Source organism: Paenibacillus aceti (assembly GCF_003614185.1).
In the GTDB taxonomy this organism is placed as follows: domain Bacteria; phylum Bacillota; class Bacilli; order Paenibacillales; family Paenibacillaceae; genus Fontibacillus; species Fontibacillus aceti.
Genome location: NZ_KZ987724.1, coordinates 4,867,542 through 4,890,147, shown reverse-complemented (window position 1 = coordinate 4,890,147; position 22,606 = coordinate 4,867,542). Strand labels below are relative to the sequence as shown.

Here is a 22,606-nt window from a genome sequence, read left to right as displayed (position 1 = left end):
TTCATTTATTATTTCCGCCAGAAAATAGTATGATTTCACGGACTTGCTCCGTTTTCCTGCAAATATTGCATCGATCCAACTTCCACTTACTTCATATCGTTAAATTTCTCACTCTATTCGGGTAATCCACCTTGCAGTGAGAACGGGGTAAGGATGCGATCTGCCTCGCGCTAAGTGGTACTTGGTGCTGAATGAGGTGCTTTGGCTAGCGTGGTGCTGAAACCAGTTGAATAACTGCAAAAATACAACTATACTCGGAAAACCATCTGGAAATTTGGAAATACCTGCAAATATACAACTATTTACTGGTTTTAGCCTCGATTAGGAGGAAATCCGTTCGAATAGTTGCACAATAGCATCTATTTGCCAGGTAGTGAGGATAATGGAGCAATTTAGTTGCATATATGCACTTATGTGTGCTTCGTGAGGTTGGGCGCAGCACGAAAAAGCCGAGCTTCAGGTGATCACCTGAAGCTCGGCTCGGCTATCAAAGCTAGATCAGCACCGGCTGCCCGCCATTTAGCCGCGACTGCTCTGCGGCAAAGGCTATCAGATGGCTCTGCAGAGAGGCCGTCGCTGAGGTCAGGCCAAAATCCGGCTCATGCTCGAAGGCGTGAACATGCTTGAGGAAGGAGCTGATCATGCGCTCATCTCCGCCTCCATGACCATCGCCAGCGACACTGCATTCGATTTCAACCTTCTCCCCGGTCGCGTAACGATACAAAGTAAATTTACCTTCATCCATATCCCCGATAATCTCCCCGCGGGTTCCCATAAGCTGTACCCGTCTCGTGCCGCTCTTCGTCAACCCGGACATGATGAAGGAAGCATTCGCACCGTTGGCAAATTCCATATTCACGATCTGATGATCTACGACATTGTTATCGCAGCGGTATACACAGCGCCCGAACGGCCCTTCCTTGATCGCCTTCAGGATGCCCTCCTGGGATAAATCATCAGTCATATAGCGTGCCCATGGATGCTCCGGTGGCTGAATATACATCTTCATCGCTGAGAACGGGCATTCCTTCTCCACCGCACACAGATCGATGCAGCGATCCGTTGAGCCAGCAGGAGCGTTCTCCCTCCGGAAATGCAGCAACGAGCCATAGGAGCTGACACTGGTGCATTTCTCGTCCATCAGCCAGGAGATCAGATCCAGATCATGGCAGGACTTGGCCAGGATCATCGGGCTGGACTCCTCCGAATTTCTCCAGTTGCCCCGCACATAGCTGTGAGCCATATGAAGATAGCCCACATTCTCCGTCAGTTGAATCGTAGCTACCGTCCCCAATTCCCTGTCATCGATGCAGCGTTTGATTCCTGACCAGAATGGCGCATAGCGCAGCACATGGCTCACGATAAGTAATCTCTGGTAATCATGTGAGGCTCGCTCCAACTGAATGCACTCCTCCTGCGAAGGCGACATCGGTTTCTCCAGCAGAATATGATAACCCAGTGCCATCGCCCTCATGGCTGGTTCATAATGCTCGCGATCGAGCGTACTGATGATCATCACATCAGCCAGCTTGCCATGCTCGAATACCTTCTCCCAGGTGTCGAATACATATGGATCGGCGATCTTGTGAATGCTGGCAAATTGCTCCCGCCGCTCGGCATTCGGTTCAGCGACCGCCACAAATTGAAGCTCATTCGGAAATTTCTCGGCATAGGGTCCATAGATGAAGCGCCCCCGGCTTCCAGCCCCCAGTAAGACAGCTGTAATTGTCTTCACGTCTATTCCTCCTCGATAGTTCACCGCTCACTCATATTGTAGTAACGGACCTGACCGAGGATAAATAGATAAGATTATATATTCATATACACTTATTGACTTTGCTGCTGCGCCTCTGATCCAAGCATTCGATATTCCAGCGGCGTCATTCCACTTTGCCGTTTGAAGAAGCGAATGAAAGCCAAGGCAGAGTTATAGCCTAAGGCAGTGGCCACCTCGCCGACCTTTTTCGATGAGTTCAAGAGCATGGACTTGGCGGCCACTGTACGATAATCATTAATATATTTGGACAATCCCACTCCGGTAATCTGTTTATACAGTCTTGATAAATAAGAAGGGTTCAGCCCCACATAATCGGCCAGAGCGTTCAGGGACGTATCCGCAGCAATATTCCTCTCAATATAATGATGAATCATCGCCACAACCTCCGCAGGTGAATCATCGCCCTTCGTAGCATTCCATTCAAAGATATACTCCGCCATCTGCCAGAAATAATGATCAAGCTCTGCCCAGGATATATGATGCGGCGGCTGGAACAGCTGATCCAGATCGAGCAGCGTATTCAGATAATCTCGCACCTCCGGATACTTACTGAAATAGAACAGGTAGACCGCAGACAAAGAGTGATATAACTCGATCTTGCGCTCATAGATCGCCGAGTCATCCCTCCAGACCGAGACCAGTTCAATATAGAGCTCACTGAATTGCTCCTGATGATTATTCTCCAGGCAAGACATAAGCAGTTGGACACGAGCATGATAGAAAGAATCATGACTCTGCATCTGGGATCTGGCACCGTTCATGTTCATATCTGTCAAATCCGCCGCCGTTGATTCATTCTCCTTTATTCCGTCCCGGTGGTAAGCAAAATCATATTTTAGCGTATGGAAGCACTGGGATAATTCATTCCAGCCCGTACTCTTCGGACTGAGCACAAAGGAAGCGCTCAAGCCCAGGATTCTCTGGCAGCTCTGCTGAATGACCGAGATCAGTTGCTTCGTCTCGCGATGCGCTCTCATCCAGTCCATGCAGGGCTCATTGGATGCATCGACAACCTCACGCACCGGCTGAATCAGCCAGATGATTCTATTATGATCGTAGCAGCAGGAATAGCCTCGTACCCGGGATGTCAAATATTCATCGCTGATATTTTTGAATGCATAGATATATAGGGCCTTATCCTGAACCGTCAAGCCTTCCTTCCATTCCTCAATCCTGCCAAGCAGCATATATACCGGCTGCTCCGCTTCAAGTGGAATGCGCACATCATCCAGCATACGCTGGAGTTGGGCCGGGTTAAGCTGTCTGCCCTTCAGCAGTTCAAGCACAACCTCCTTCTGCAGAGATGGCATAGCTATCCTCATATTCCTGTGAGCCTTCGCTACAATCGCCCTCTCCTTGGCCTCTTCCTCCAGCTTGGCGATAGCCCTTTCCACCGAATGAATGATTTTATCATCACTTTCGATCTTCAAGATATATTCAAATCCGCCATAGGTAATCGCGCTCCTGGCATACTGGAAATCATTATAGGCCGACAGGAAAATAACCTTGCAGGACGGCCAATAGGCCTTGATCTCACGCAGCAGCTCGATCCCTTCAAGACCAGGCATCTTGATATCCGAGATCACGATATCGATCGAATGCGCTTTCAAAACATCCAGAGCCTCCTCCCCGGAATACGCTCTATACAGCTCAAGCTCCAAATGCTTGGTCTGCTCGAATAATTCGAGAAGGCCATCCACTATGATGGGAAGATCATCGACGATTAACAACCGGTACATGCCATTTCCCCCTCTAGCTCATTCTTAATTGAATCGTCACCTGTAGGCCACCTAATTCGGAACGTGAAACCTTGATTCCATACTCCTCGCCGTATCGCAGCTGTAATCTGCGATGAACATTGATCAATCCTGTCGTCTCCTCGAACGTATAATGCGGCTTCGCCAAGCGCCCAGCAAGCTGCTGGATCTCAGCATCACTCAGACCGTCACCATTATCCTCCACATACAGAACGAATGAATCATCCAACTGTTCCCCATAGACCCGAAGCATCCCCTGACTCCTCAGGTTCCCCAGAGCGTGCACATAAGCATTCTCAATAATCGGCTGTAAAATAAGACGCGGCACCGTCATATCAGGAACACGAGCATCGAACTCCACTTCGATCCGATCCCCATAGCATATCCGCTGCATTTCCACATAAGTCCGTGAATGTTCCATCTCCACACTAAGCGAAATATCATCCTCGGTATTGCGGGTTATAAATTGAAAATACTGCCCGATATAAAGGCAGAACTGATAAGCCTTCTCCTTCTGGTGATCGGATTTAATTAACCGACAGAGCACAAAGAAGCAGTTATATAAAAAATGCGGGTTAATCTGCGACTGCAGACGCTTAAGCTCAGACCGCTGACTACGAATCTGCTGCTCATAATTCTCCTCAATCAGCGTCTTCAAGGAGCGGACCGTATTATTAAAGGCATGATACAGATAGCCGAACTCATCCTCTCCACGATCAATCGCAATGAATTCCAGCTTATTCTGCTGTACCCGCCGGAACGAATGAATGAGCCGCATCAACGGACGATAGATTAACCGCCTTAATGAATAAGAGAAGAAAAGAACGATACAGACCGCGAGCACCGCCGCACACCAGAACCAGATCCGGTACTTCTGAATCGGGCCCAGGATCGTCGACTCTGGAACACTCGATACCAAGTACGAATTCCAGAGCTCGGAATAGTGGTAGATCGTCAAATACCGCTGCCCATCAAAATTAATCGTCTCATAGCCCTCTTGCACCTGCAGCTCCTGCTTCTCCGTCGCTAGCTGCTTCATCGCTTCCAGCAGTCCTGTGTTGGAGCCACTTACTAAGGACCACGGCTCATCCATGCGCAGCATCGCGGTCTGTCCCTCGCGGGAGCTAGTGATCTGCGCCAGCTTCTCAACAATTTTATTCGTTGACAGCTCTATACTAACGATAAAAAGCGGCGCTCTGGCCGTACTCACAGGGTATTGCATACTGATGAACAAACGATTCTGCCAATAAATAAAAGGCTGATCATACATATTAGCGCTCTGCTGCATCGCCACATACTCTTGATCATCGACATTCGTCTCAAAGCCCGAGCTTAATATCGTTCGCTCAATGAGAGGCACATACGCCCTGGCTTCCTGAATGAATGGACTGGAATCCTTCATCAGATGCAAGCGCTGCTGAATCTCTAATATCATGTTTGACCGTTCATAGGCGCTCATCACATCTCCGGTGGTCGCCACCTCCATCAGGTCTGTATCCATCACGTAGTTCGGCAAATACCGACAGATTCGATCAACCTCCTGATCCAGTGAATCGATATAGAAGCGGGTTGTGTTCATCATCGATTCAGAGATTTCCTTGCGGATACTCGCGGTGCCCTGCTCGTTAATAATCCATGTAATCAGCATTAACGGCAGCAAGGCAGCCAGAAAGGCAGCCATAATTTTTTTGAATATGGAAAAGTCACGGAAATGAAGTAATTTTCTCATGGCTAGCTCTCCTAATCGACGGATCCACGGCTATTCTTTGACACTTCCCATCACTATACCTTTTATGAAAAAGCGCTGCAAAAACGGATAAATGATCAAGATCGGGAACGCCGCCACGAAGATCTGCGCGGCACGGCTGGTCCGGTCGGACAGCTTCAGCATCAATTCTGCATTCTCCGCCTTGATGAAACGGAAGTCCATATTAATTATAATCGTTTGCAGAAAAGTTTGGAGCGGATAATTATCAGAATGGTTCATATAGAGCATGCCGTCAAACCAGCTGTTCCAATGACCTACGATCGTAAATAGGCCGGTAGTCGCAAGCGCTGGCAGAGACAAGGGGACATATATTTTCCATAGTGTCTTGAAATGACCTGCTCCGTCAATCCGCGAGGATTCCTCCAGCTCCTTCGGCAGATTACGATAGAAATTAAGCAGCAGAATGATGTTAAATACTTGAACCGCACCCGGCAGTACCAGCGCCCAGATCGAATCGATCAGACCGAGCGATTTCACCGTCAAGTACATCGGAATCAGTCCGCCGTTGAACAGAATCGTGAATACGAAGATCCAGGCATACCCCGTCCGGAACCGAAAATGCTGCGTATCCTTGGATAACGGATAGGCGGTCATAATGGTCAAGAGCATACTGAGCGTAGTTCCCAGCAACACCCTCTGGATCGATACGGCAAAGGCACGCAGATACTCCGGCTTGCCGAATACATTCTCGTAAGCGGCGGTCGTAAATTCAACCGGCCACAGGATGACCTTCCCGGCCGACGCAGCAGCCCCGGAGCTTAATGACATCGACAGGATATGGATGATCGGCATTAAGCACAGCAAGGAGACAAAGCCGAGAAAACAATAATTGCTGAATAGAAACACCCGTCTGCCCCATGATTTATTGTGTGTCATGATGCTGCTCCCTTCCAAGCATTCGCTAATGAACTAGAAAATTCGATAGTTGGCAATTCGATAAGCCAGAATGTAAGACAATGACATAAAAATGAAGGAGACCACGGACTTCAACAATCCTACAGCTGTGGCAAAGCCAAACTGGGCTTGCTGAATCCCCATACGATATACGAAAGTATCGATAATGTCTGCACTTTCATATACTTGAGGACTGTACAGGTTGAATATTTGATCGAAGCCTGCATTCAGGACATTACCGATATTCAGCGTCACCATCAGGACGATAATCGGCATCATCCCCGGCAGAGTGATATGCAGCGTCTGCTTGAACCGGCCTGCGCCATCGATCTCCGCCGCCTCATAGAGAGAAGGGTTAATCCCGGTCAGTGCGGCCAGGTAGACTATCGTGCCGAACCCGAATTCCTTCCACACATCGGAGATCACCATGACATACGGGAACCAGGCATTATCCCCCAGGAAGAAGATCGGTTTGACACTGAATAGTCCCAGCACCTGATTCACGATCCCTGAGGAAGGTGACAATACATCGATCAGAATACCGCTAAGCAGCACCCAGGATAGGAAGTGGGGCAAGTAAACCAAGGTTTGAAAAGTTCTTTTTACCCATTCCCGCCCGATCTCGTTCAGCAGGATCGCCATCGTAATCGGTACTAGCAGACCGGCTACAATCTTCATAAAGGCAATGAAGATCGTGTTGAAGAAGATGCGGCCAATATCCGGGTATTCGATCAGCAGCTCGAAGTTGGCCCAGCCGATGAAGGGCGATCCGAACAAGCCGCGATTCGGAATATATTTCTGAAAGGCCATGATGATTCCGGCCATCGGTATATAGCTGAATATGATGAGCATCGCCAGTCCAGGGATCAGCATCGTATGTAGCGGCCACTCTTTTCTCCAGGTCCGCGTTAAAGTCTTCACTCGTATCACCTCGTTGGAATAGAAAGAGGGATTGAGTCACCCAACCCCTCTATACTGAATGTCCTTTATTTATGATCGGCGTACCATTCATTAACTTCCTTCGTAATCTGATCTCCGCCAAGCTTTTTCCATTCCTCGACGAACTTGTCGAACTCATCGATGGAGATCTGGTTCATAATGATCTTGAAGAAGATTTCATCGCGTTTCTTCAGCAGAATCTCCTGTCTGTCCACCATCGTAGGTGTAGGCGCGCCGTAGAATTTATTTTGCAAATAATGCTTCTCTTCCTGTACCTTCGGAATGATTGAAGAAGCGCCATTCGGACCAGAGATCAAATATTCCCACCACATGCTCTTATCCCCATCGAGATATTGGACGGCTCTGGCATAACGAGTCCGCTGATCCTTCGTCTCCAGAATGCTCTCATCCCTGTTCTCAATAGCCTTCGGCAGGATGACCCCGTTATTGTCTGTCTGGTTGCCTACGCGAACGGGATTGAGCAGCCAATAGTTATTCCCTTTCTCCTTGAGATCCTTGCCGTATTCGTATACCTTCTGCTCCTCGGTCGGATGGTTGTCAACGGCGATCCATTGGTTGAGCAGCTTGATCACGCCTTCTGGATGCTTGGCATTCTTAGCTACGACATAATATTCATCCGCCCCAAGACCAATCTGGTTCAAAGCTGGGCTGCCGTCTGCTGAAGGGATCGGGAATACGCCCCATTCCTGAACAACCTCATCATTCTTAACCGCCCCTTTAACCAGCTGTGCTGGCGTCCAGGAAGCTCCATATACGATACCGATTTGGTCGTTATAAATCAGCTCGGATTCCTTCTCGACATCCTTGACGGCAAATTCCGGATCGATCAGGCCTTTTTTGAACATTTCCTGCAGCGCAGCAAGTGCGTTCTTCATCTCCGGCTGGATGTCACTATTCACCAGATTTCCGTTCCCATCTTCAATCCACATATTCTCATAGGCATGGTAGCCGTTCATGAAGCCTCTCAGGCCCGTGACGCCAGTGTCGACCGTAAAGGGCAGCTTGCTCACCGCCAGACCGAAGGATTTACCGCTCGGATCTCTCTTCACGAATGCTTCGGCAATCGTCACCAGATCATCCATCGTCTTCGGTTCAGGGAGATTTAGCTCCTTCAGCCAGTCGGTACGGACGTACAGGAACTGAAGATAATATGGATTGGACGATCTCGGAATCCCCATCATTTTGCCGTCGAACATAGCGGATTTCATCTGCATTCCGCCATCCTTCATGAAGAATTCCTTCGTCTCATCCGTAGCATATTTCTCATACACTTCTGTCAAATCCATAATCATATCTGCTTCGGTTAATTCCTTCAGCTGGGTCGCATTGACCGGGAAGAAATCAGGCAGATCATTGGAGGCAATCGTCATTTTAAGCTTTTCTTTGAACTGACTACCGTCCGTGACCCATTTATTCACAATCCTTACCCCGATATCTTTCTCGTACGCATCATAGATCGAGTTGTCATCGTAGGTCTCGCCTTCATCAAACTTCAAATAAGGATCACTCGGCACGACGGTGGATACTTCAATCACGGTATTCTGCTCTTCCTGCGCTGCCGGAGTATCCGGCTGCTTCGACTGATTGGCCTTATCCTCGGTCTTGCCACATGCTGTGAGGACTAAGCTGAGTATTAGTGTGAAGACTAGAAGCATCTTAGCCTTTCTGTTCATATTACCCCTCCATTATGTTTCTTTAGAATTCATTACGGCTTGCTTAATTCAAGTATAGAAATGTAACCGCATGCATTCTATATACTTGTGTTGACATCGATATACAGATCTTGACCCCGGAGCGGGGAGGTATGGCGTAGGGAGGACGTTGATCACGTGGAGGGACAGGCTGGGCGTTCGAGGTGAAGTAGCCTCTCTTCATGGCACAAAAAAAGCTGCCCCACATCGTACCCATCACGATGAGGACAGCTTTATATATTTTATAGGGGTATCTATTATTCCTGCACACTACCCGCCGTTTCTTCCATAAATGCCGGAGCTGGTGATACTCGCACGACTTTCCCGCCGGCCCGGATCGATTCCGTCGCCGCGCAGCCCACAGCTACGCTCATCCGGCCTGCAATTGGTGTGGCTACCGGTTCCTTGCCATCCAGTATCATATCGATGAAGTCCCTGCAAATATTCGGGTCCGCGCCACCATGGGAGCCATCAGCCTCTTTAATATGATAGACGCGGTCGGCTAATTCTCTAGTATTATTCGAGCGTCTCGTCTTCACATAGACTTTATTCTCAGGCTCGCTATTCTCCATCCGGCCTTCCGTACCGATGAATACATAGTTGCGATGATAATCCGGCGTAAAATGACATTGCAGATAAGAGGCCTTAATTCCACCCTCTAGCTCCATAATGACCACATTATTATCCTCGACATTTACCTCTTCGCGGAACGCACATTGAATGAGTCGTTTCATACTCGCTTCCGTACAAGTCTCACGCTCATCACAGGTTGGACAAGTCAGATCGTTAGGTTTATCTCCGCCATAGAAGTCCAAGCTGCCGAACGCGCTGACCTTCGTCGCATAACGACCCGTGATCCAATGGATGACATCCAGGTCATGCGAGCCCTTCTGCAGCAGCAGTCCTGTCGTATTCTTGGAATTCGCATGCCAGTCATGATAGTAGTAATAGCCGCCAAAGCCAACGAAGTGACGAACCCAGACGGCCTTGATCTCGCCGATCACACCGGAATCCACGATCTCCTTCATCGTGCGGAACATATTCATATAACGCATATTGAAGCCGACCATCAGATGCTTGCCCGACTCTTTCCAGGTTCTCAATATATTGTCACAGCCATCCACCGTAATCGCGAGCGGCTTCTCACAGAAGACATGCTTGCCCGCCTTCAAGGCTGCAATCGCCTGCTCCTCATGACAATAATCCGGCGACATGACAGCAATCGCATCAATATCATCGCGGGCGATGAGCTCGCGGTAATCCGTAGTAACGAATGCATCCGGATTAATATCCGCCTTGAACTCCTCCAGGAAATCCGGATTTACATCCGCTGCTCCAACAACAACCGAACGCCCCTCCGGGTTATGCCAATATCTCGCGATGGTCCCTCTGCCCCTAGCACCAATGATACCTAGCCTTACTTGCTTCATCTGCACGCTGCCTCCCATACGAAATCGATATAATGGAAAATGAATAGCAATTGACCGACCGTGATGCTGTTGCCCAAATCCGATGTATTTGCGCAAATTCAGTGCAAACAATGCGCAAATTACAGATATATAGCACAGCTCACTACTACCCCAACCTACGAACTCTTGAATTACAACTTACGAACACAATATTCAATTCAACTTACATCCCATTGATCTGTAACGACTCCATCATACAACTGCCTGGAAAATGCGTCAATACATTTGTGCAAAATAAAGTGCAAAAACAGCAGGATAATTTGGGGCAAATAAGGAACCCAAAAGCACGCGATTATCACAATGTTCCGAATTTCACATACAAGTGCATATCTTCGAATACCAGCACATGTTTTCGCACACGAGTATATTATATCTTCGCACATGAGCTCCTATCTTCGCTTACCAGCGGGCACCTGGCCCCCGCACTTGCACAGCGCACAGCGCAAAAGCCTGCATATTTGCAGGAATTTCAGCAGAACAGGTGACTTCGAGCGAAAATACCTGCATTTTTGCAGTTTTCGTAAGCTCGCACGGTAACTGCGGCCATCCCCTCTCCCCACACAAAAAAAGCTAAGAACTTGCCGACGGATAATCTGTCTGCCAAGCTCCTTAGCTCTCTCTATTGCATCCGTGAAACCGAGTCCCGCTGCTTAAGCTGGTATGGGATTTGCATCCGGAAGGCGAATGGGTAGGCGTCCTCCAGGCTGTCCAGCAGGATCTTGGCTGCCGCATAGCCCATTTCGTATTTAGGTACATGCACCGTCGTCAGGGGTGGTGTCGTATATTTCGAGAATTCAATATCATCGATGCCGATAAAAGACATATCAGCCGGGATGCTATAGCCCGCTTCGGTGACGGCTCTCATCGCGGCAATAGCCAGCATATCACTGGCGCTGAACATCGCTGTAGGACGCTCTGGAAGATCCAGAAGTCCCTTCATCTTCCTGTAGCTCTCATCCGCATCCCAATTCGCGTTAATCACCCACTGCTCCTGAAGCTCCAGGCCATGCTCGTCCAGCGCCCGGCGAAAACCTGAGTAGCGCTTCTCCCGCTGCAGACTGCCCGACAAACCCACTCCGCCGATGAAGCCGATGCGCGTATGCCCCTTCTCGATCAAATATCCGACCGCCATTCGAGCGGCGGCAACACGATCATAGGTCACGACGGGAATATCCACGTCATTCACATCAATAGCGACAATGAACGGAATCCGCTCTTTTAGCCGCTTGAACATATCGTTGCTTAAACCTTCAATACAAATAACGCCCTGGAGATTCGGCACCTCCAGCATGGAATTGAACACATCCTCATTATGCAGCTCCGTCTGCGTATGGAGAAAAGCCAGTGAAATCCCCTTCTCCAGCAGCTTCGCTTCGATCCCCTGAATGATCGGCGAGAAATAAGGATGATTATACTTATTATCCTGCAACGCCAGAATGCATCCGACCGCAGATTTGGTTAACGATGATGAGTCCTTGGCTTGCTTCGCCCTGGAAGACCTGGTTCTTCCGGTCGAACTATAATTCAATTCCTTCGCAGCCTTCCAGATCTTCTGCTTCGTGTCCTCACTAATTCTGCGGCTGTCATTCTGATTAATAACACGCGAGACAGTCGAGATGGAGACACCCACCCGCTCTGCAATTTCCTTCAGTGTAGCCATGTTTACCTCCCGTCCATTACGAGGCTCAGATACTTAAGATTCAAGGAGCGTTCCCGGTCCCTTGCTTCCTCTCATTATAACGAGCTGAAATATTTATTCAAAGCTAGCACTTAGAAAATACTCCAATAAAGCTATCGGCCCTCCCTCTAACGAAACCTAGTATAGCTATTGTGCAAAGGTTTGAACCATGCTATAATCCAGTCGATAACGCTAATGAATTTTCCAATTCTCACGGGCGTTTATCATTATCATAACAGCCCTACCGAGGGCTGCATTAACAATTTGAAGGCACTGTTATCGAAAGGTACATCCTCGGCCCATATTTTTTGGCTTAGGAGTATCTTTTTTTGTTTTTTACCGCACTATATCATAACAGAATCAGGAGGATTATCCATGCTACTAGAAGCTGTGTATCACCGTCCTAAACTCAACTGGTCCTATGCCTATGATTACGAGACAATTCACCTGCGCTTGCGCGCCAAGAAGGGCGACCTGCTGCAGGTCTACGCCTTTGCCGGCGATAAATATATGTGGGATCAGAGCAAGGAACTGCTTCCTATGCGGAAGCTCATTAGCGACGAGCTGTTCGACTACTGGGAATGTGCTGTCAAGCCGACCTACCGCAGACTGAAATATGGCTTCCTGCTCAAAGGCGTAGATACTGAAATGTGGATGACAGAGAATGAGTTCACTCCAGAGCGTCCGGAAAATCCGGATCGCCTATTCGAGTATCCATTTCTGAATCCTGATGACGTATTCACCGTGCCGGATTGGGTGAAGGACGCTGTGTTCTATCAAATCTTCCCGGAACGGTTCGCTAACGGAAACCCGGACAATGATCCGGAGGATGTGCTGCCTTGGGGCGGCAAGCCGGAACGCCACAACTTCTTCGGAGGCGACCTGCAAGGTGTCATCGATCATCTCGACCATCTGAGCGAGCTTGGCGTGAATGCCATTTACTTCACTCCTGTGTTCGAAGCGACGACGAACCATAAGTATGATACTACCGATTATATGAAGATCGACCCGCATTTTGGCGATGTGGATACGATGAAGAAGCTGGTCAAGGCTTGTCATGAACGGGGAATCCGCGTCGTGCTGGATGCGGTGTTCAATCACTCCGGCCAAGCCTTCGCTCCGTTCCTTGATGTACTGGAGAAGGGCGAGAAGTCCCGCTACAAGGATTGGTTCCATATCCACCAGTTCCCGCTCGATCCGACCAAGGGGCTGCCGACCTATGACACCTTCTCGTTCGAGCCAATCATGCCGAAGCTGAACACTGGCAATCCGGAGACGAAGCAATACTTGCTCAAAGTCGCCGAATTCTGGATCAAGGAAGTGGGCATTGACGGCTGGCGCCTGGACGTAGCTAACGAGGTGGATCACCAGTTCTGGCGTGAATTCCGCAAAGTCGTTAAAAAAGCCAATCCTGAGGCTTACATCCTCGGTGAAATCTGGCATGAATCCTCTCCTTGGCTGCAAGGCGATCAGTTCGACGCCGTCATGAACTATCCCTTCACCAATGCGGTGCTGGATTTCGTTATCGGACAGAAAATGGATGCACAAGGCTTCGCGAATATTATCGGTCAGCAAATTTCCCGCTATCCGCAGCAAGCGAGCGAGGTAGCCTTCAATCTGCTGGACAGCCATGATACGCCGCGCCTGCTGACACTCTGCGATGATAACAAGGACAAAATGAAGCTGGCCGCACTGTTCCAATTCACTTACATGGGTACACCTTGTATCTATTATGGTGATGAAGTCGGACTGGACGGCGGGGCGGACCCGGATTGCCGCAAATGCATGGAATGGCGGCCTGAGCATCAGGATCAAGACTTGTTCGGCTTCTATCGCAAGCTGATTGCCCTGCGTAAAGAGCTAGCCCCACTACGTAACGGAACAATCAAGTTCCTTGAAGCTGAGAAAGCTGGTTCGAAGCTCGCTTATGAACGCAAGCTCGGCGGAGAATCTGTCATCGTGCTGCTGAACAATTATGACGCCGCGCAAACCTTCGAGATCGATACCCTGGACAAGTCCTGGCTCGATCGGATCAACGGGACAAGCTATACCACTGCAGATGGCAAGCTGATGGTAAGACTTCCTGCTTACGGATACGCTATTTTGACACCTGAACGATAAGCTGCAATTTAAAGGGCCTCATCCTCCACATTATGTGGGGATGAGGCCCTTCTTCATCAATCATTAATGGGTCAGGCCACCCAATAAGTTCACAATCACTTGCGCAGATTCGGCCCGTGTGAGCGCTGATTTCGGAGCGAACTCTACCGCTCCTCTTCCCTTCAGCAAGCCCAGATCAACCGCTTGATCCACGAAGCTTCTTGCATATGGAGCGATCTCCCCAGCATCCTTGAACGGTGTGGCTGCTGCCGGGTTCAACTCTTCTCCGATGAACAGGGAATAAGCACGGATCAGCATCACTGCCATTTCTTCACGTGTCACCTCAGCGCTGCCATCAAAGATTGTCGGTGTCGTATTAACATCTTTATTGGCCTTTAGTTCGGTAGCTGCGGCCGCACCTGGTACAGACTCGTCAATACCACTGGATTCTTCAGTTCCAGAAGGATATCGGGTTGTTAAGGAATATGATACTACAGATGTGAGTACGAAAGTAGACGGCGCTCTGGTAGAGGGAAAAAGCCTTAAATCCGAAGCAGAAAATATTCGCAGTTCTATTCTATCAAATAATATTGAGTATGAGGATGCAACGTATGAAATTTTAGAAAATGAAACGCATATTTATCGAGAATTACAGAACATTGAAACGGGTGATGTTATCCCACAGTACCAAACAGTGATGGTTGTCGCATCTGACCCTTATTCGTATTCAGGGTCCACACAAAGTTCTGATAAAACAGTTAAAGTGACTATCACATTATATTATCATAGTGTTTCACAAAATAGTTATAATTATATTGGATTAGATAAAGTATATTGGCGCTGGGACAAGGGTAGCAATTGGACTTCTGATATACTTCCTAATGGTATAAATTCTGCTAAAATGGTTCAAATAGGACCTGGCATTAATAGTAAGGCTCAGAATCAGAGTAAAGATGTCTCGCCAATTGGAGGAGATCATTATTTTGGTACTACATATATGGGCCTAGCTCCTTCTAAATGGGTAGAGGTTCTTGATGGTGGTTTGGCTACTGAAATGGGTCTTAATTTACATTCTACTTACTGGAATCAAGCAACAAGTAAAGTTTTTGCATTTGATTGGTCATTATCGATTAAAGGAGTACAGTGGCCTTAAGTCACAAACCCCCGACATTTTCGAGAATAATAACCCTTGATCCAACCCAAACCTTATAATTTGATGATGACAAAACGAATACAATATCTGATCGAGTAGGAGGGGGCGGCAAGTGCCCGGAGTTCGCGGATTCGTGTCCGCACTCGTTTCCACTGCTTCCATAGGCACATTCGGAGTCTCCTCCGAATCCACTGGTCTAGTTTTTGGAGGTGCGTCTTCGCCGAGGCTAGGCGAAAATAACCGACCCACCCCATCAGGTAACGGTTCAATCGGCTAATCCGTTCTTCCATTGAAATGCACATGTTCGGTTTGTTAGCTCTCGAATCCTCTCTTTACACACTTTGAGGCTCTTCGCTGCTATTCGAATCGTCGCTTGTTTCTGGCTCAGGAAACTAAATCCTAAGATCCTCCGGTGCCAGGGTCTGACCACCGCACTTTTCTCCCGGTTCACTTACAGTTTTAGCTTTTCTTCTACAAACTGGCTTACCGATCTCATGACGCGTTCGCCTGCTCGCCTACTCACCACAAAGATATTACGGTAAGTAGCCCGAGGGAATTGCACCCTCAGGCCCTCTCAGAACAGGACGTGAACCTCTCGGCTCATCCGGCTCCCATTATCCCAGCCGCAGGCAATATGCCTAATCGCCAGTGAGCAAATAGTTCGGGAACGTTCTTCGCTAGTCGCCCTAGCCACCGAATAGCCCGTATCTTGTGTCTCTCCAGTTTCTTGTATTTCCGCCGGGCCCACTTGACGAGTGCATCATTCATATGACCTAGAACATTGTACAATTGTGACTTGTAAAAGTGGCCATAGTAGTTAATCCAACCTCTGATGGAAGCATTGAACATTCTTGACAGGTCATTAATCTCCAGGTCCGGTTTCAGATGCATCCGCCATCCTCTTATCGTCTGCCTCATTGCCTTACACGCTTTATTACTGACTGCTGGCGTGAAGTTAATGAAATACTTCCCCATCGGTTCTTTGACCGCCTTGGACGAAAGGTGTATCCCAGAAAGTCGAACTTGATTTCGGGATGGTCTCCTTTACAGTCATCATCTTTGCAATAGACTATCCGGGTTTTGTCCGGATGCAGCTCGAGTTCGCAGTCCCTAAACCGCTCTTTAAGTCCCTTCAGCAGTTGTTCAGCCTCTTCTTTCGTTCGACAATGTATCACCGCATCATCCGCATGTCTAGCCCACGGGTTTTGAGGGTACTCCTTTGTCATCCAGACGTCAAACGTGTAGTGCATGAACAAATAATCCAGCGTTGAAGTCGGTTGAAAAGCTTTCTTACGTGGGCTTTACGGAAATAATTGCCCCATCCTCGTATGACAGGATTAATGGAATCGATGAGCTGGAAGACGGTCAACGGAACGCGTCTGTGCGTTCGGGCTCGAATGGTGTCCATGAACGATTGAACGGACTCCGCTTTGGGAAAGGCGTAGATGTTCATTTTCGGTTGCTTCTTTACCTTTCCCCGCGGCAACGACAGGCCTTTCCCTCGTTTGAGCTTGTAGCCCAGAAACTCGAATCCCCATTTGATGTGGGTGATCCTTGTTTTATCTGGGTGAAGTGTCAGCCCGAGCGATTCCAGAATGGTTCTTGCATCCCGAAGCGCCCGTGCAGCCTCTGCTTGTGTCTTGCAGAGGACAACCCAATCATCGGCTAAACGCGTAAGCCGGTACCCTCTTCCCGTCATTTCGTGATCGAACCGATTCAGGTAGATATTGCTGAACAGTGGACTAACGACGCTTCCCTGCGGCGTTCCGCTTGGAGTGGCGTGTTTCTTTCCGCTCTCCATGTACCCGGCTTCGAGCATTTGCCTGACGAGTTTCAGGATTCTTCCATCGCTCACTTGTTCCGCCATCATGTCGATCAATGGCCCGTGGTGGACTGTCCCGAAGAAATCTCGTAGGTCCGCATCCACGATCCATTCGCACCCATCCATCATCTCGCGGTAAATTTTTCGCATAGCTTGATGCGTAGACCGACCCGGTCGGTATCCGAAACTGCATTCGCTGAACAGGGGTTCAAAGATAGGTTCCAGTCTGTTTTTCAGTGCTTGTTGACATACCCTATCCCGTATCGCCGGAATGCCGAGTGGACGTTTCTCGTTTGGCTTCCCTTTCTTGGGAATGAGAATCCGTCTGACCGGCATCGGCCGGTACGTACCCTGCTTCAGTTCTTCATGGAGTCGTTTCAATTCCTCGTGGGCTACTGCTTGAAATGCCGGGATGGCGACCTTGTCAACTCCACCACTGCCTCCGTTTGCTCTCACCGACTCCCAAGCCATTTCCAATATGGCCTCTGCTGACTCCTGCCAGTTCAGCGTAGCCTCTCGACTTCGGTTACAGGTTTTTTTCCTTGCGTATCCGGCAGGCCTCCCCAGATAAGAACGTCATCTTTCCGCCCGGGCCTGCCAAAGTCTACGGCTGCAGCCCTTGGCAGCTTTGGATTTCGTCATGTTTAGGTGACTCATCCGGCTACAACCGCCTCAAATCAGATTCGTGTACCTCAGGCCGTGCTTTTGCCTCCGGCTTCCTTCAGATTCCACCTCGCGATGGACACCCTTGCCCTTGGCTAACGGTAGGCGCTCGCCGGCCCCCGTTCGGAACTTTCACCCTAGAGATGACGCCCATACTGGGCGTACTAAAATGAAACCCAGTACCGTGTCGGTACTGGGTTTGTTGTATAATGCAAGAAAACGCAACTTTCGCGACTCCTTAAGCATACAAGGTTTCTTTTTTAGAGACCGATCAATTCGTTTCTAGACTCCAAGGGTTCGTCCTCCAAAAAAATTCTGAGAACGAAACACCGAAACATTCTTCAAAAGTTGAAACGTTTGCACTCGTGATTTGTAATGATTTTAGGCTATATATCTGAGTTTATCTTTTATTATCGCTGAATATCGCCGATTTATATTTTTTTGGAAAATTAGACTCCGGTTTGCTCAATAGGGTAACACCGCTCTCCTTTCCGACCGCATTTCTGGCTATCTATTTACTTTCGATGTGGTTTCGATTAAGATTACTGTGAAAGCAAACGGTTCCACAAACAGGAGGGTTTTGAATGGCTGTTACTATCAAAGACGTAGCCAAAAAAGCAGGAGTTTCTCCCTCCACCGTGTCCCGGGTGCTATCCAACCATCCTAGGATAAGCGCTGAAACTTCAAGAAAAGTCAGGGAAATTATGGAGGAGCTTGGATACCATCCGAATATTATGGCCAAAAACCTGGTGTCCAGGACGACGAATAGTATTTGCATTCTGCTGCCGAAATCAGCGGAAGAACTATTTTCCAACTTTTTCTTCATGGAGTTAATCCGCGGAATCGTCACCCAGGCAAACCGGCAAGGCTTCGACGTATTGATCAGTTCCGGTGCTAATGAGAAAGATGAAGTGGAAGGCGTGTCAAGGCTGTTGAATGGCCATCGGGTAGATGGAGTAATCCTGCTATATTCACGAATTGACGACCCGGTCGTCGACTTTTTGCATAAGAATAATCACAAATTCGTCCTGATCGGACGCAGCGAGCACTACCCCGACATTCTGTCGGTCGATACCGATAATGTACAAGCTTCCTATGATGCCACGAAGCATTTGATTTCGCTCGGTCATGAGCGGATCGGCTTCGTCAGCGGGCCGCCTGAGCTGGTCGTCTCCAAGGATCGCTTGAAGGGATATATGCAGGCCCTCATTGATTCAGGTCTGGAATCGAAGCCGGAATGGATTGTCGAGGGTGAGTTTCTGCAGGAAAGTGGCTATCGGGCTATCTCCTTCTTCATGAATCTCCCCGACCGCCCTACAGCGATCGTCCTGATTGACGACGTTGTCTCTTTTGGTGTCCTGCGTGGCTTGCATGAGCTTAATTACAAGGTGCCTGAGGATCTATGTCTAGTCAGCTTCAACAATATTCCGCTATCGGAGATGTCCACGCCGCCGCTGAGCAGCGTTGATATCGGGATTTACAATATGGGATATACCGCTTCCCAATTGCTGATCCAAGCGATTCAGAATACGCGCGAAGCAAAGACTGAACTAGGGAGATTCATTATCCCCCATCGTCTGGTTGTTCGCGAATCCTCAATATTTTCAGTTCCAAAAGGCTCATGATCTGCTGTATAATTACGTCTGAAAACCTTATTTGAAGCAATATTGATTTGATCTTTGCCTCATTAACGTTCAAATCAACCACATTCTGCATAAAATAATGGAAGCATACCCGCTTCTTTTATTTTTTATCATTTGTTCAAACGTTTGCGCAATTTACTACACACTTTCTGCACACTTAAGGAGGAGAATTTATGAGCCATATTCGCGCCTGTCTGTTCGATCTCGATGGTGTCCTCGTAGATACCGCCAAATATCACTATTTAGCCTGGAAGCGTCTGTCCCAGGAGCTGGGCTTCGATTTCACCGAGCAGGATAATGAGAGACTAAAAGGCGTCAGCCGCATGGCTTCGCTGGACATCCTGTTAAGTATTGGGAAGCTCACATTGGAGGATGCTAAGAAGCAAGAACTGGCCGCACGTAAAAACGATTGGTATGTTGAATCGATATCCAATATGGATCATACCGAAATATTGCCGGGGGCGCTTGAGTTTCTGCAGGCCTGCCGGGATAACGGGCTTAAGACGGCTCTGGGCTCTGCCAGCAAAAATGCAATGACGATCCTTAATAATACAGGACTCACCCCTTATTTTGACGCGATCATCGATGGAACTCGCACTTCCAGTGCCAAGCCGGACCCTGAAGTGTTCACGCTAGGCGCCCAGGAGCTGGGTGTACCTGCAGAGCATTGCGTGGTGTTCGAGGATGCGGAAGCTGGCGTTGAAGCCGCGCGCCGGGCGGGTATGAGCTGCATCGGAATCGGCTCAGCAGCCACGCTGGGCCAAGCTGACTTCGTGATCGCTTCCCTGGCTGATATGACTGTAGAGCGCCTGAGTGAGCTTGAAGCTTAATCATAAGAGTTTTATCAAAGTTTGAATTAAATCACTGTAGATGAAAAGGAGAAGATTACTGTGAAGCAATATTTGAAATTGAACGAATGGTCCATCATCGAAGAATCCTTCGATCCGCAAAACCATGAAATTTCCGAGAGTATCTTCAGTATCGGCAATGGATATATGGGACAGCGCGCGAATTTCGAAGAGCAGTACAGCGGTGCAAGCCTGCAAGGCAGCTATATGGCGGGCGTATACTATCCTGACAAAACCCGTGTAGGCTGGTGGAAGAACGGATATCCGGAGTATTTTGCCAAGGTGCTCAACAGTACGAACTGGATCGGCATAAACGTCACGATCGATGGAACAGCGCTCGATCTGGCTGAGTGTGAAGTCAAGGACTTCGTGCGCGAGCTGAATATGAAGGAAGGCTATCTGTCCCGCCGTTTTGTGGCAGTGCTGAAGGATGGCAAGGAATTAGCCGTTGAGTCCCTTCGCTTCGTCAGCGTGAAGCGCCATCAGATCGGAGCGATCCGCTATACGGTCACGCCGCTCAACTTCACAGGCAATATCACCCTGAACCCTTATCTGGATGGAGATGTACAGAACAAAGACTCCAACTATGAGGAGAAATTCTGGCTGGAAGTGGAGAAATCGGCTGCGCCTGAGCTTTATTATCTGACCGTGAAGACGAAGAAGCTGGACTTCCATGTAACCTCGGTGATGTCTTTCGATGTGTTCAAGAATGGCGTCAAGCTGGATCTCCAACCTACCGTAAGTGAGAAGGAAAAATACGTAGGCGGCGAAGTCAGCGTGGAAGCGCAGGCGAATGAGCCAGTTGCCTTGTTCAAATACGTGGCCAACGTGACTTCCCGAGACCATGGACTTGGGGATTTGGTGGAAGCCGGCAAGGGGCTGCTCGCGGAAGCGAAGCAAGCCGGATTCGACACGCTGCTCAGTGAGCAAGCTGCCGGATGGGCGGATAAATGGAGAGATAGCGACATCATCATCGAAGGCGATGTATCGGCGCAGCAGGCGATCCGCTTTAATATTTTCCAATTGAATCAGACCTATAACGGTGAGGATGACCGCCTCAATATCGGACCGAAGGGCTTCACTGGTGAAAAATACGGCGGAAGTACCTACTGGGATACCGAAGCTTATTGTATTCCTTTCTACCTTAGTACCGCGGATGCCCATATTGCTCGCAATCTCTTGATCTATCGCTATAAGCATCTGGAGAAGGCGAAAGAGAACGCGAAGAAGCTCGGCTTCACGAAGGGCGCGCTCTATCCGATGGTGACGATGAATGGTGAGGAATGCCATAATGAATGGGAAATTACGTTTGAGGAAATCCACCGGAACGGTGCGATCGCTTATGCCATCTATAACTATGTAAATTATACTGGCGATTTTGCCTATCTGGGACAATACGGGCTCGAGGTGCTGGCGGAGATTTCCCGCTTCTGGGAGCAGCGTGTGAACTTCTCCAAGGCCAAGAATAAATACGTTATGCTCGGCGTAACCGGACCTAACGAATATGAGAACAACGTCAACAACAACTGGTATACGAACCGGATTGCTGTCTGGACGCTCGAATATACGCTGGAGGTACTGGAATACCTGAAGGCGAATGAGCCGGACAGATATCAGGCTCTGATCGCCAAGCTTGGTCTGCAGGAGGAGGAGACGAAGCAATGGCAGCATATCATCGACAATATGTATTATCCGTACGATGAGGAGCGCGGCGTATTCCTGCAGCAGGATGGCTTCCTGGACAAAGAACTGATCGCTGTGAAGGATCTGCCAGCTGGTAATCTGCCGATCAATCAGAACTGGTCCTGGGACCGCATTCTGCGTTCCTGCTTCATCAAGCAGGCTGACGTATTGCAAGGCTTGTATTTCCTAGGTGACCGCTATGATCTCGACACGAAGAAACGGAATTTCGATTTCTATGAGCCGATGACGGTGCATGAGTCCTCCCTGTCCCCTTGCGTACACTCCATTATCGCCTGTGAGCTCGGTTATCAGGAGAAGGCTTATGAAATGTATCTGCGGACTGCCAGACTGGATCTGGACAATTACAACAATGATACAGAGGATGGCTGTCATACGACAAGTATGGCGGGCACATGGATGTCCATCGTGCAAGGCTTCGGCGGATTGCGCGTCGTAGACGGCGAATTGGTGCTGCGTCCATTCGTGCCATCCCACTGGGATAATTTCTCGTTCAAGGTCATGTTCCGTGGCTCGCGCCTAAAGGTGAATGTGACCAAGGACGCTATCCAAGTGCTCAATGAGACGGATACCCCGGCAGCGATCCGAGTGTACGACGCTAGCTATACGGTAGACGGCAATAGCGAGATCAAGCATCAGTAATCTACTTCTAGGGGCGCCCCTTAAGTCACGTGTGGCTTGG

At 48.9% G+C, this 22,606-nt stretch carries 17 protein-coding genes and 1 pseudogene; 5 read left to right on the top strand and 13 right to left on the bottom strand.

The window, feature by feature from the left end:
• Positions 1–493 precede the first annotated feature (493 nt).
• From BFJ94_RS21845 to BFJ94_RS21810, 8 genes are all read right to left on the bottom strand, one after another.
• Positions 494–1,735 carry a Gfo/Idh/MocA family protein gene (locus tag BFJ94_RS21845; RefSeq protein WP_120464528.1) on the bottom strand — a complete coding sequence of 414 codons (1,242 nt, stop codon included), beginning with the start codon at positions 1,733–1,735 and terminating at the stop codon, positions 494–496.
• Between the two features lie 92 nt (positions 1,736–1,827).
• Positions 1,828–3,516, bottom strand: a complete 1,689-nt coding sequence (locus tag BFJ94_RS21840; RefSeq protein ID WP_120464527.1) for a response regulator — start codon at positions 3,514–3,516, stop codon at positions 1,828–1,830.
• Between the two features lie 13 nt (positions 3,517–3,529).
• Positions 3,530–5,263: a sensor histidine kinase gene (locus tag BFJ94_RS21835; RefSeq protein ID WP_120464526.1), complete on the bottom strand. Its 1,734-nt coding sequence runs from the start codon at positions 5,261–5,263 to the stop codon at positions 3,530–3,532.
• Between the two features lie 30 nt (positions 5,264–5,293).
• Complete coding sequence (locus BFJ94_RS21830; RefSeq protein ID WP_120464525.1) at positions 5,294–6,178, bottom strand: carbohydrate ABC transporter permease; 885 nt, start codon at positions 6,176–6,178, stop codon at positions 5,294–5,296.
• Positions 6,179–6,211: 33 nt separating this feature from the next.
• A complete protein-coding gene (locus tag BFJ94_RS21825; RefSeq protein WP_120465360.1) occupies positions 6,212–7,069 on the bottom strand; it encodes an ABC transporter permease in 858 nt (285 codons plus the stop codon).
• A gap of 113 nt (positions 7,070–7,182) precedes the next feature.
• On the bottom strand, positions 7,183–8,829 hold the full coding sequence (locus BFJ94_RS21820) for an extracellular solute-binding protein (RefSeq protein WP_120464524.1): 1,647 nt from the start codon (positions 8,827–8,829) through the stop codon (positions 7,183–7,185).
• A 275-nt stretch (positions 8,830–9,104) separates the two neighbouring features.
• Entirely contained in the window at positions 9,105–10,277 is a 1,173-nt protein-coding gene (locus tag BFJ94_RS21815; protein ID WP_120464523.1) for a Gfo/Idh/MocA family protein, read from the bottom strand.
• A 658-nt stretch (positions 10,278–10,935) separates the two neighbouring features.
• The gene (locus BFJ94_RS21810) at positions 10,936–11,976 is read right to left on the bottom strand and encodes a LacI family DNA-binding transcriptional regulator (protein WP_120464522.1); all 1,041 of its coding nucleotides are present in this window, start codon (positions 11,974–11,976) and stop codon (positions 10,936–10,938) included.
• Positions 11,977–12,369: 393 nt separating this feature from the next.
• Here BFJ94_RS21810 and BFJ94_RS21805 point away from each other — a divergent pair, with 393 nt between their 5' ends.
• Complete coding sequence (locus BFJ94_RS21805; protein ID WP_120464521.1) at positions 12,370–14,115, top strand: alpha-glycosidase; 1,746 nt, start codon at positions 12,370–12,372, stop codon at positions 14,113–14,115.
• A gap of 63 nt (positions 14,116–14,178) precedes the next feature.
• On the opposite strand, the gene BFJ94_RS21800 is transcribed toward BFJ94_RS21805, so the two are convergent.
• Positions 14,179–14,421: an S-layer homology domain-containing protein gene (locus tag BFJ94_RS21800; RefSeq protein WP_120464520.1), complete on the bottom strand. Its 243-nt coding sequence runs from the start codon at positions 14,419–14,421 to the stop codon at positions 14,179–14,181.
• Positions 14,422–14,593: 172 nt separating this feature from the next.
• Between BFJ94_RS21800 and BFJ94_RS21795 the strand changes: the two genes are divergently transcribed.
• A complete protein-coding gene (locus tag BFJ94_RS21795) occupies positions 14,594–15,247 on the top strand; it encodes a hypothetical protein (RefSeq protein WP_120464519.1) in 654 nt (217 codons plus the stop codon).
• Between the two features lie 86 nt (positions 15,248–15,333).
• Here BFJ94_RS21795 and BFJ94_RS21790 read toward each other — a convergent pair.
• The 4 genes and pseudogenes from BFJ94_RS21790 to ltrA all read right to left on the bottom strand — a co-directional run.
• Positions 15,334–15,782, bottom strand: a pseudogene (locus BFJ94_RS21790) (group II intron maturase-specific domain-containing protein); the annotation flags it as partial.
• Positions 15,783–15,847: 65 nt separating this feature from the next.
• Positions 15,848–16,138, bottom strand: a complete 291-nt coding sequence (locus BFJ94_RS21785; protein ID WP_229717063.1) for a group II intron maturase-specific domain-containing protein — start codon at positions 16,136–16,138, stop codon at positions 15,848–15,850.
• Between the two features lie 23 nt (positions 16,139–16,161).
• Entirely contained in the window at positions 16,162–16,473 is a 312-nt protein-coding gene (locus BFJ94_RS21780) for a reverse transcriptase domain-containing protein (RefSeq protein ID WP_229717064.1), read from the bottom strand.
• Positions 16,470–17,540: a group II intron reverse transcriptase/maturase gene (gene ltrA, locus BFJ94_RS21775; protein ID WP_229717066.1), complete on the bottom strand. Its 1,071-nt coding sequence runs from the start codon at positions 17,538–17,540 to the stop codon at positions 16,470–16,472. The genes BFJ94_RS21780 and ltrA overlap by 4 nt, the downstream gene beginning before the upstream one ends.
• 776 nt (positions 17,541–18,316) lie before the next feature.
• Between ltrA and BFJ94_RS21770 the strand changes: the two genes are divergently transcribed.
• From BFJ94_RS21770 to BFJ94_RS21760, 3 genes are all read left to right on the top strand, one after another.
• Entirely contained in the window at positions 18,317–19,357 is a 1,041-nt protein-coding gene (locus tag BFJ94_RS21770; RefSeq protein WP_120464516.1) for a LacI family DNA-binding transcriptional regulator, read from the top strand.
• Between the two features lie 191 nt (positions 19,358–19,548).
• Positions 19,549–20,205, top strand: a complete 657-nt coding sequence (gene pgmB, locus BFJ94_RS21765; RefSeq protein ID WP_120464515.1) for a beta-phosphoglucomutase — start codon at positions 19,549–19,551, stop codon at positions 20,203–20,205.
• Positions 20,206–20,265: 60 nt separating this feature from the next.
• The gene (locus BFJ94_RS21760; RefSeq protein WP_120464514.1) at positions 20,266–22,566 is read left to right on the top strand and encodes a glycoside hydrolase family 65 protein; all 2,301 of its coding nucleotides are present in this window, start codon (positions 20,266–20,268) and stop codon (positions 22,564–22,566) included.
• The last annotated feature ends 40 nt before the right edge of the window (positions 22,567–22,606 follow it).

What these genes read in the sequence shown, in the direction of transcription:
- BFJ94_RS21840 (WP_120464527.1), bottom strand. Translation starts at nt 3,516, where the DNA reads ATGTACCGGTTGTTAATCGTCGATGATCTTCCCATCATAGTGGATGGC.
- BFJ94_RS21835 (WP_120464526.1), bottom strand. Translation starts at nt 5,263, where the DNA reads ATGAGAAAATTACTTCATTTCCGTGACTTTTCCATATTCAAAAAAATT.
- BFJ94_RS21830 (WP_120464525.1), bottom strand. Translation starts at nt 6,178, where the DNA reads ATGACACACAATAAATCATGGGGCAGACGGGTGTTTCTATTCAGCAAT.
- BFJ94_RS21825 (WP_120465360.1), bottom strand. Translation starts at nt 7,069, where the DNA reads ATGCTGATCCCTGGACTGGCGATGCTCATCATATTCAGCTATATACCG.
- BFJ94_RS21820 (WP_120464524.1), bottom strand. Translation starts at nt 8,829, where the DNA reads ATGAACAGAAAGGCTAAGATGCTTCTAGTCTTCACACTAATACTCAGC.
- BFJ94_RS21815 (WP_120464523.1), bottom strand. Translation starts at nt 10,277, where the DNA reads ATGAAGCAAGTAAGGCTAGGTATCATTGGTGCTAGGGGCAGAGGGACC.
- BFJ94_RS21810 (WP_120464522.1), bottom strand. Translation starts at nt 11,976, where the DNA reads ATGGCTACACTGAAGGAAATTGCAGAGCGGGTGGGTGTCTCCATCTCG.
- BFJ94_RS21805 (WP_120464521.1), top strand. Translation starts at nt 12,370, where the DNA reads ATGCTACTAGAAGCTGTGTATCACCGTCCTAAACTCAACTGGTCCTAT.
- BFJ94_RS21800 (WP_120464520.1), bottom strand. Translation starts at nt 14,421, where the DNA reads ATGGCAGTGATGCTGATCCGTGCTTATTCCCTGTTCATCGGAGAAGAG.
- BFJ94_RS21785 (WP_229717063.1), bottom strand. Translation starts at nt 16,138, where the DNA reads ATGCATCTGAAACCGGACCTGGAGATTAATGACCTGTCAAGAATGTTC.
- BFJ94_RS21780 (WP_229717064.1), bottom strand. Translation starts at nt 16,473, where the DNA reads ATGACAAAGGAGTACCCTCAAAACCCGTGGGCTAGACATGCGGATGAT.
- ltrA (WP_229717066.1), bottom strand. Translation starts at nt 17,540, where the DNA reads ATGGCTTGGGAGTCGGTGAGAGCAAACGGAGGCAGTGGTGGAGTTGAC.
- BFJ94_RS21770 (WP_120464516.1), top strand. Translation starts at nt 18,317, where the DNA reads ATGGCTGTTACTATCAAAGACGTAGCCAAAAAAGCAGGAGTTTCTCCC.
- pgmB (WP_120464515.1), top strand. Translation starts at nt 19,549, where the DNA reads ATGAGCCATATTCGCGCCTGTCTGTTCGATCTCGATGGTGTCCTCGTA.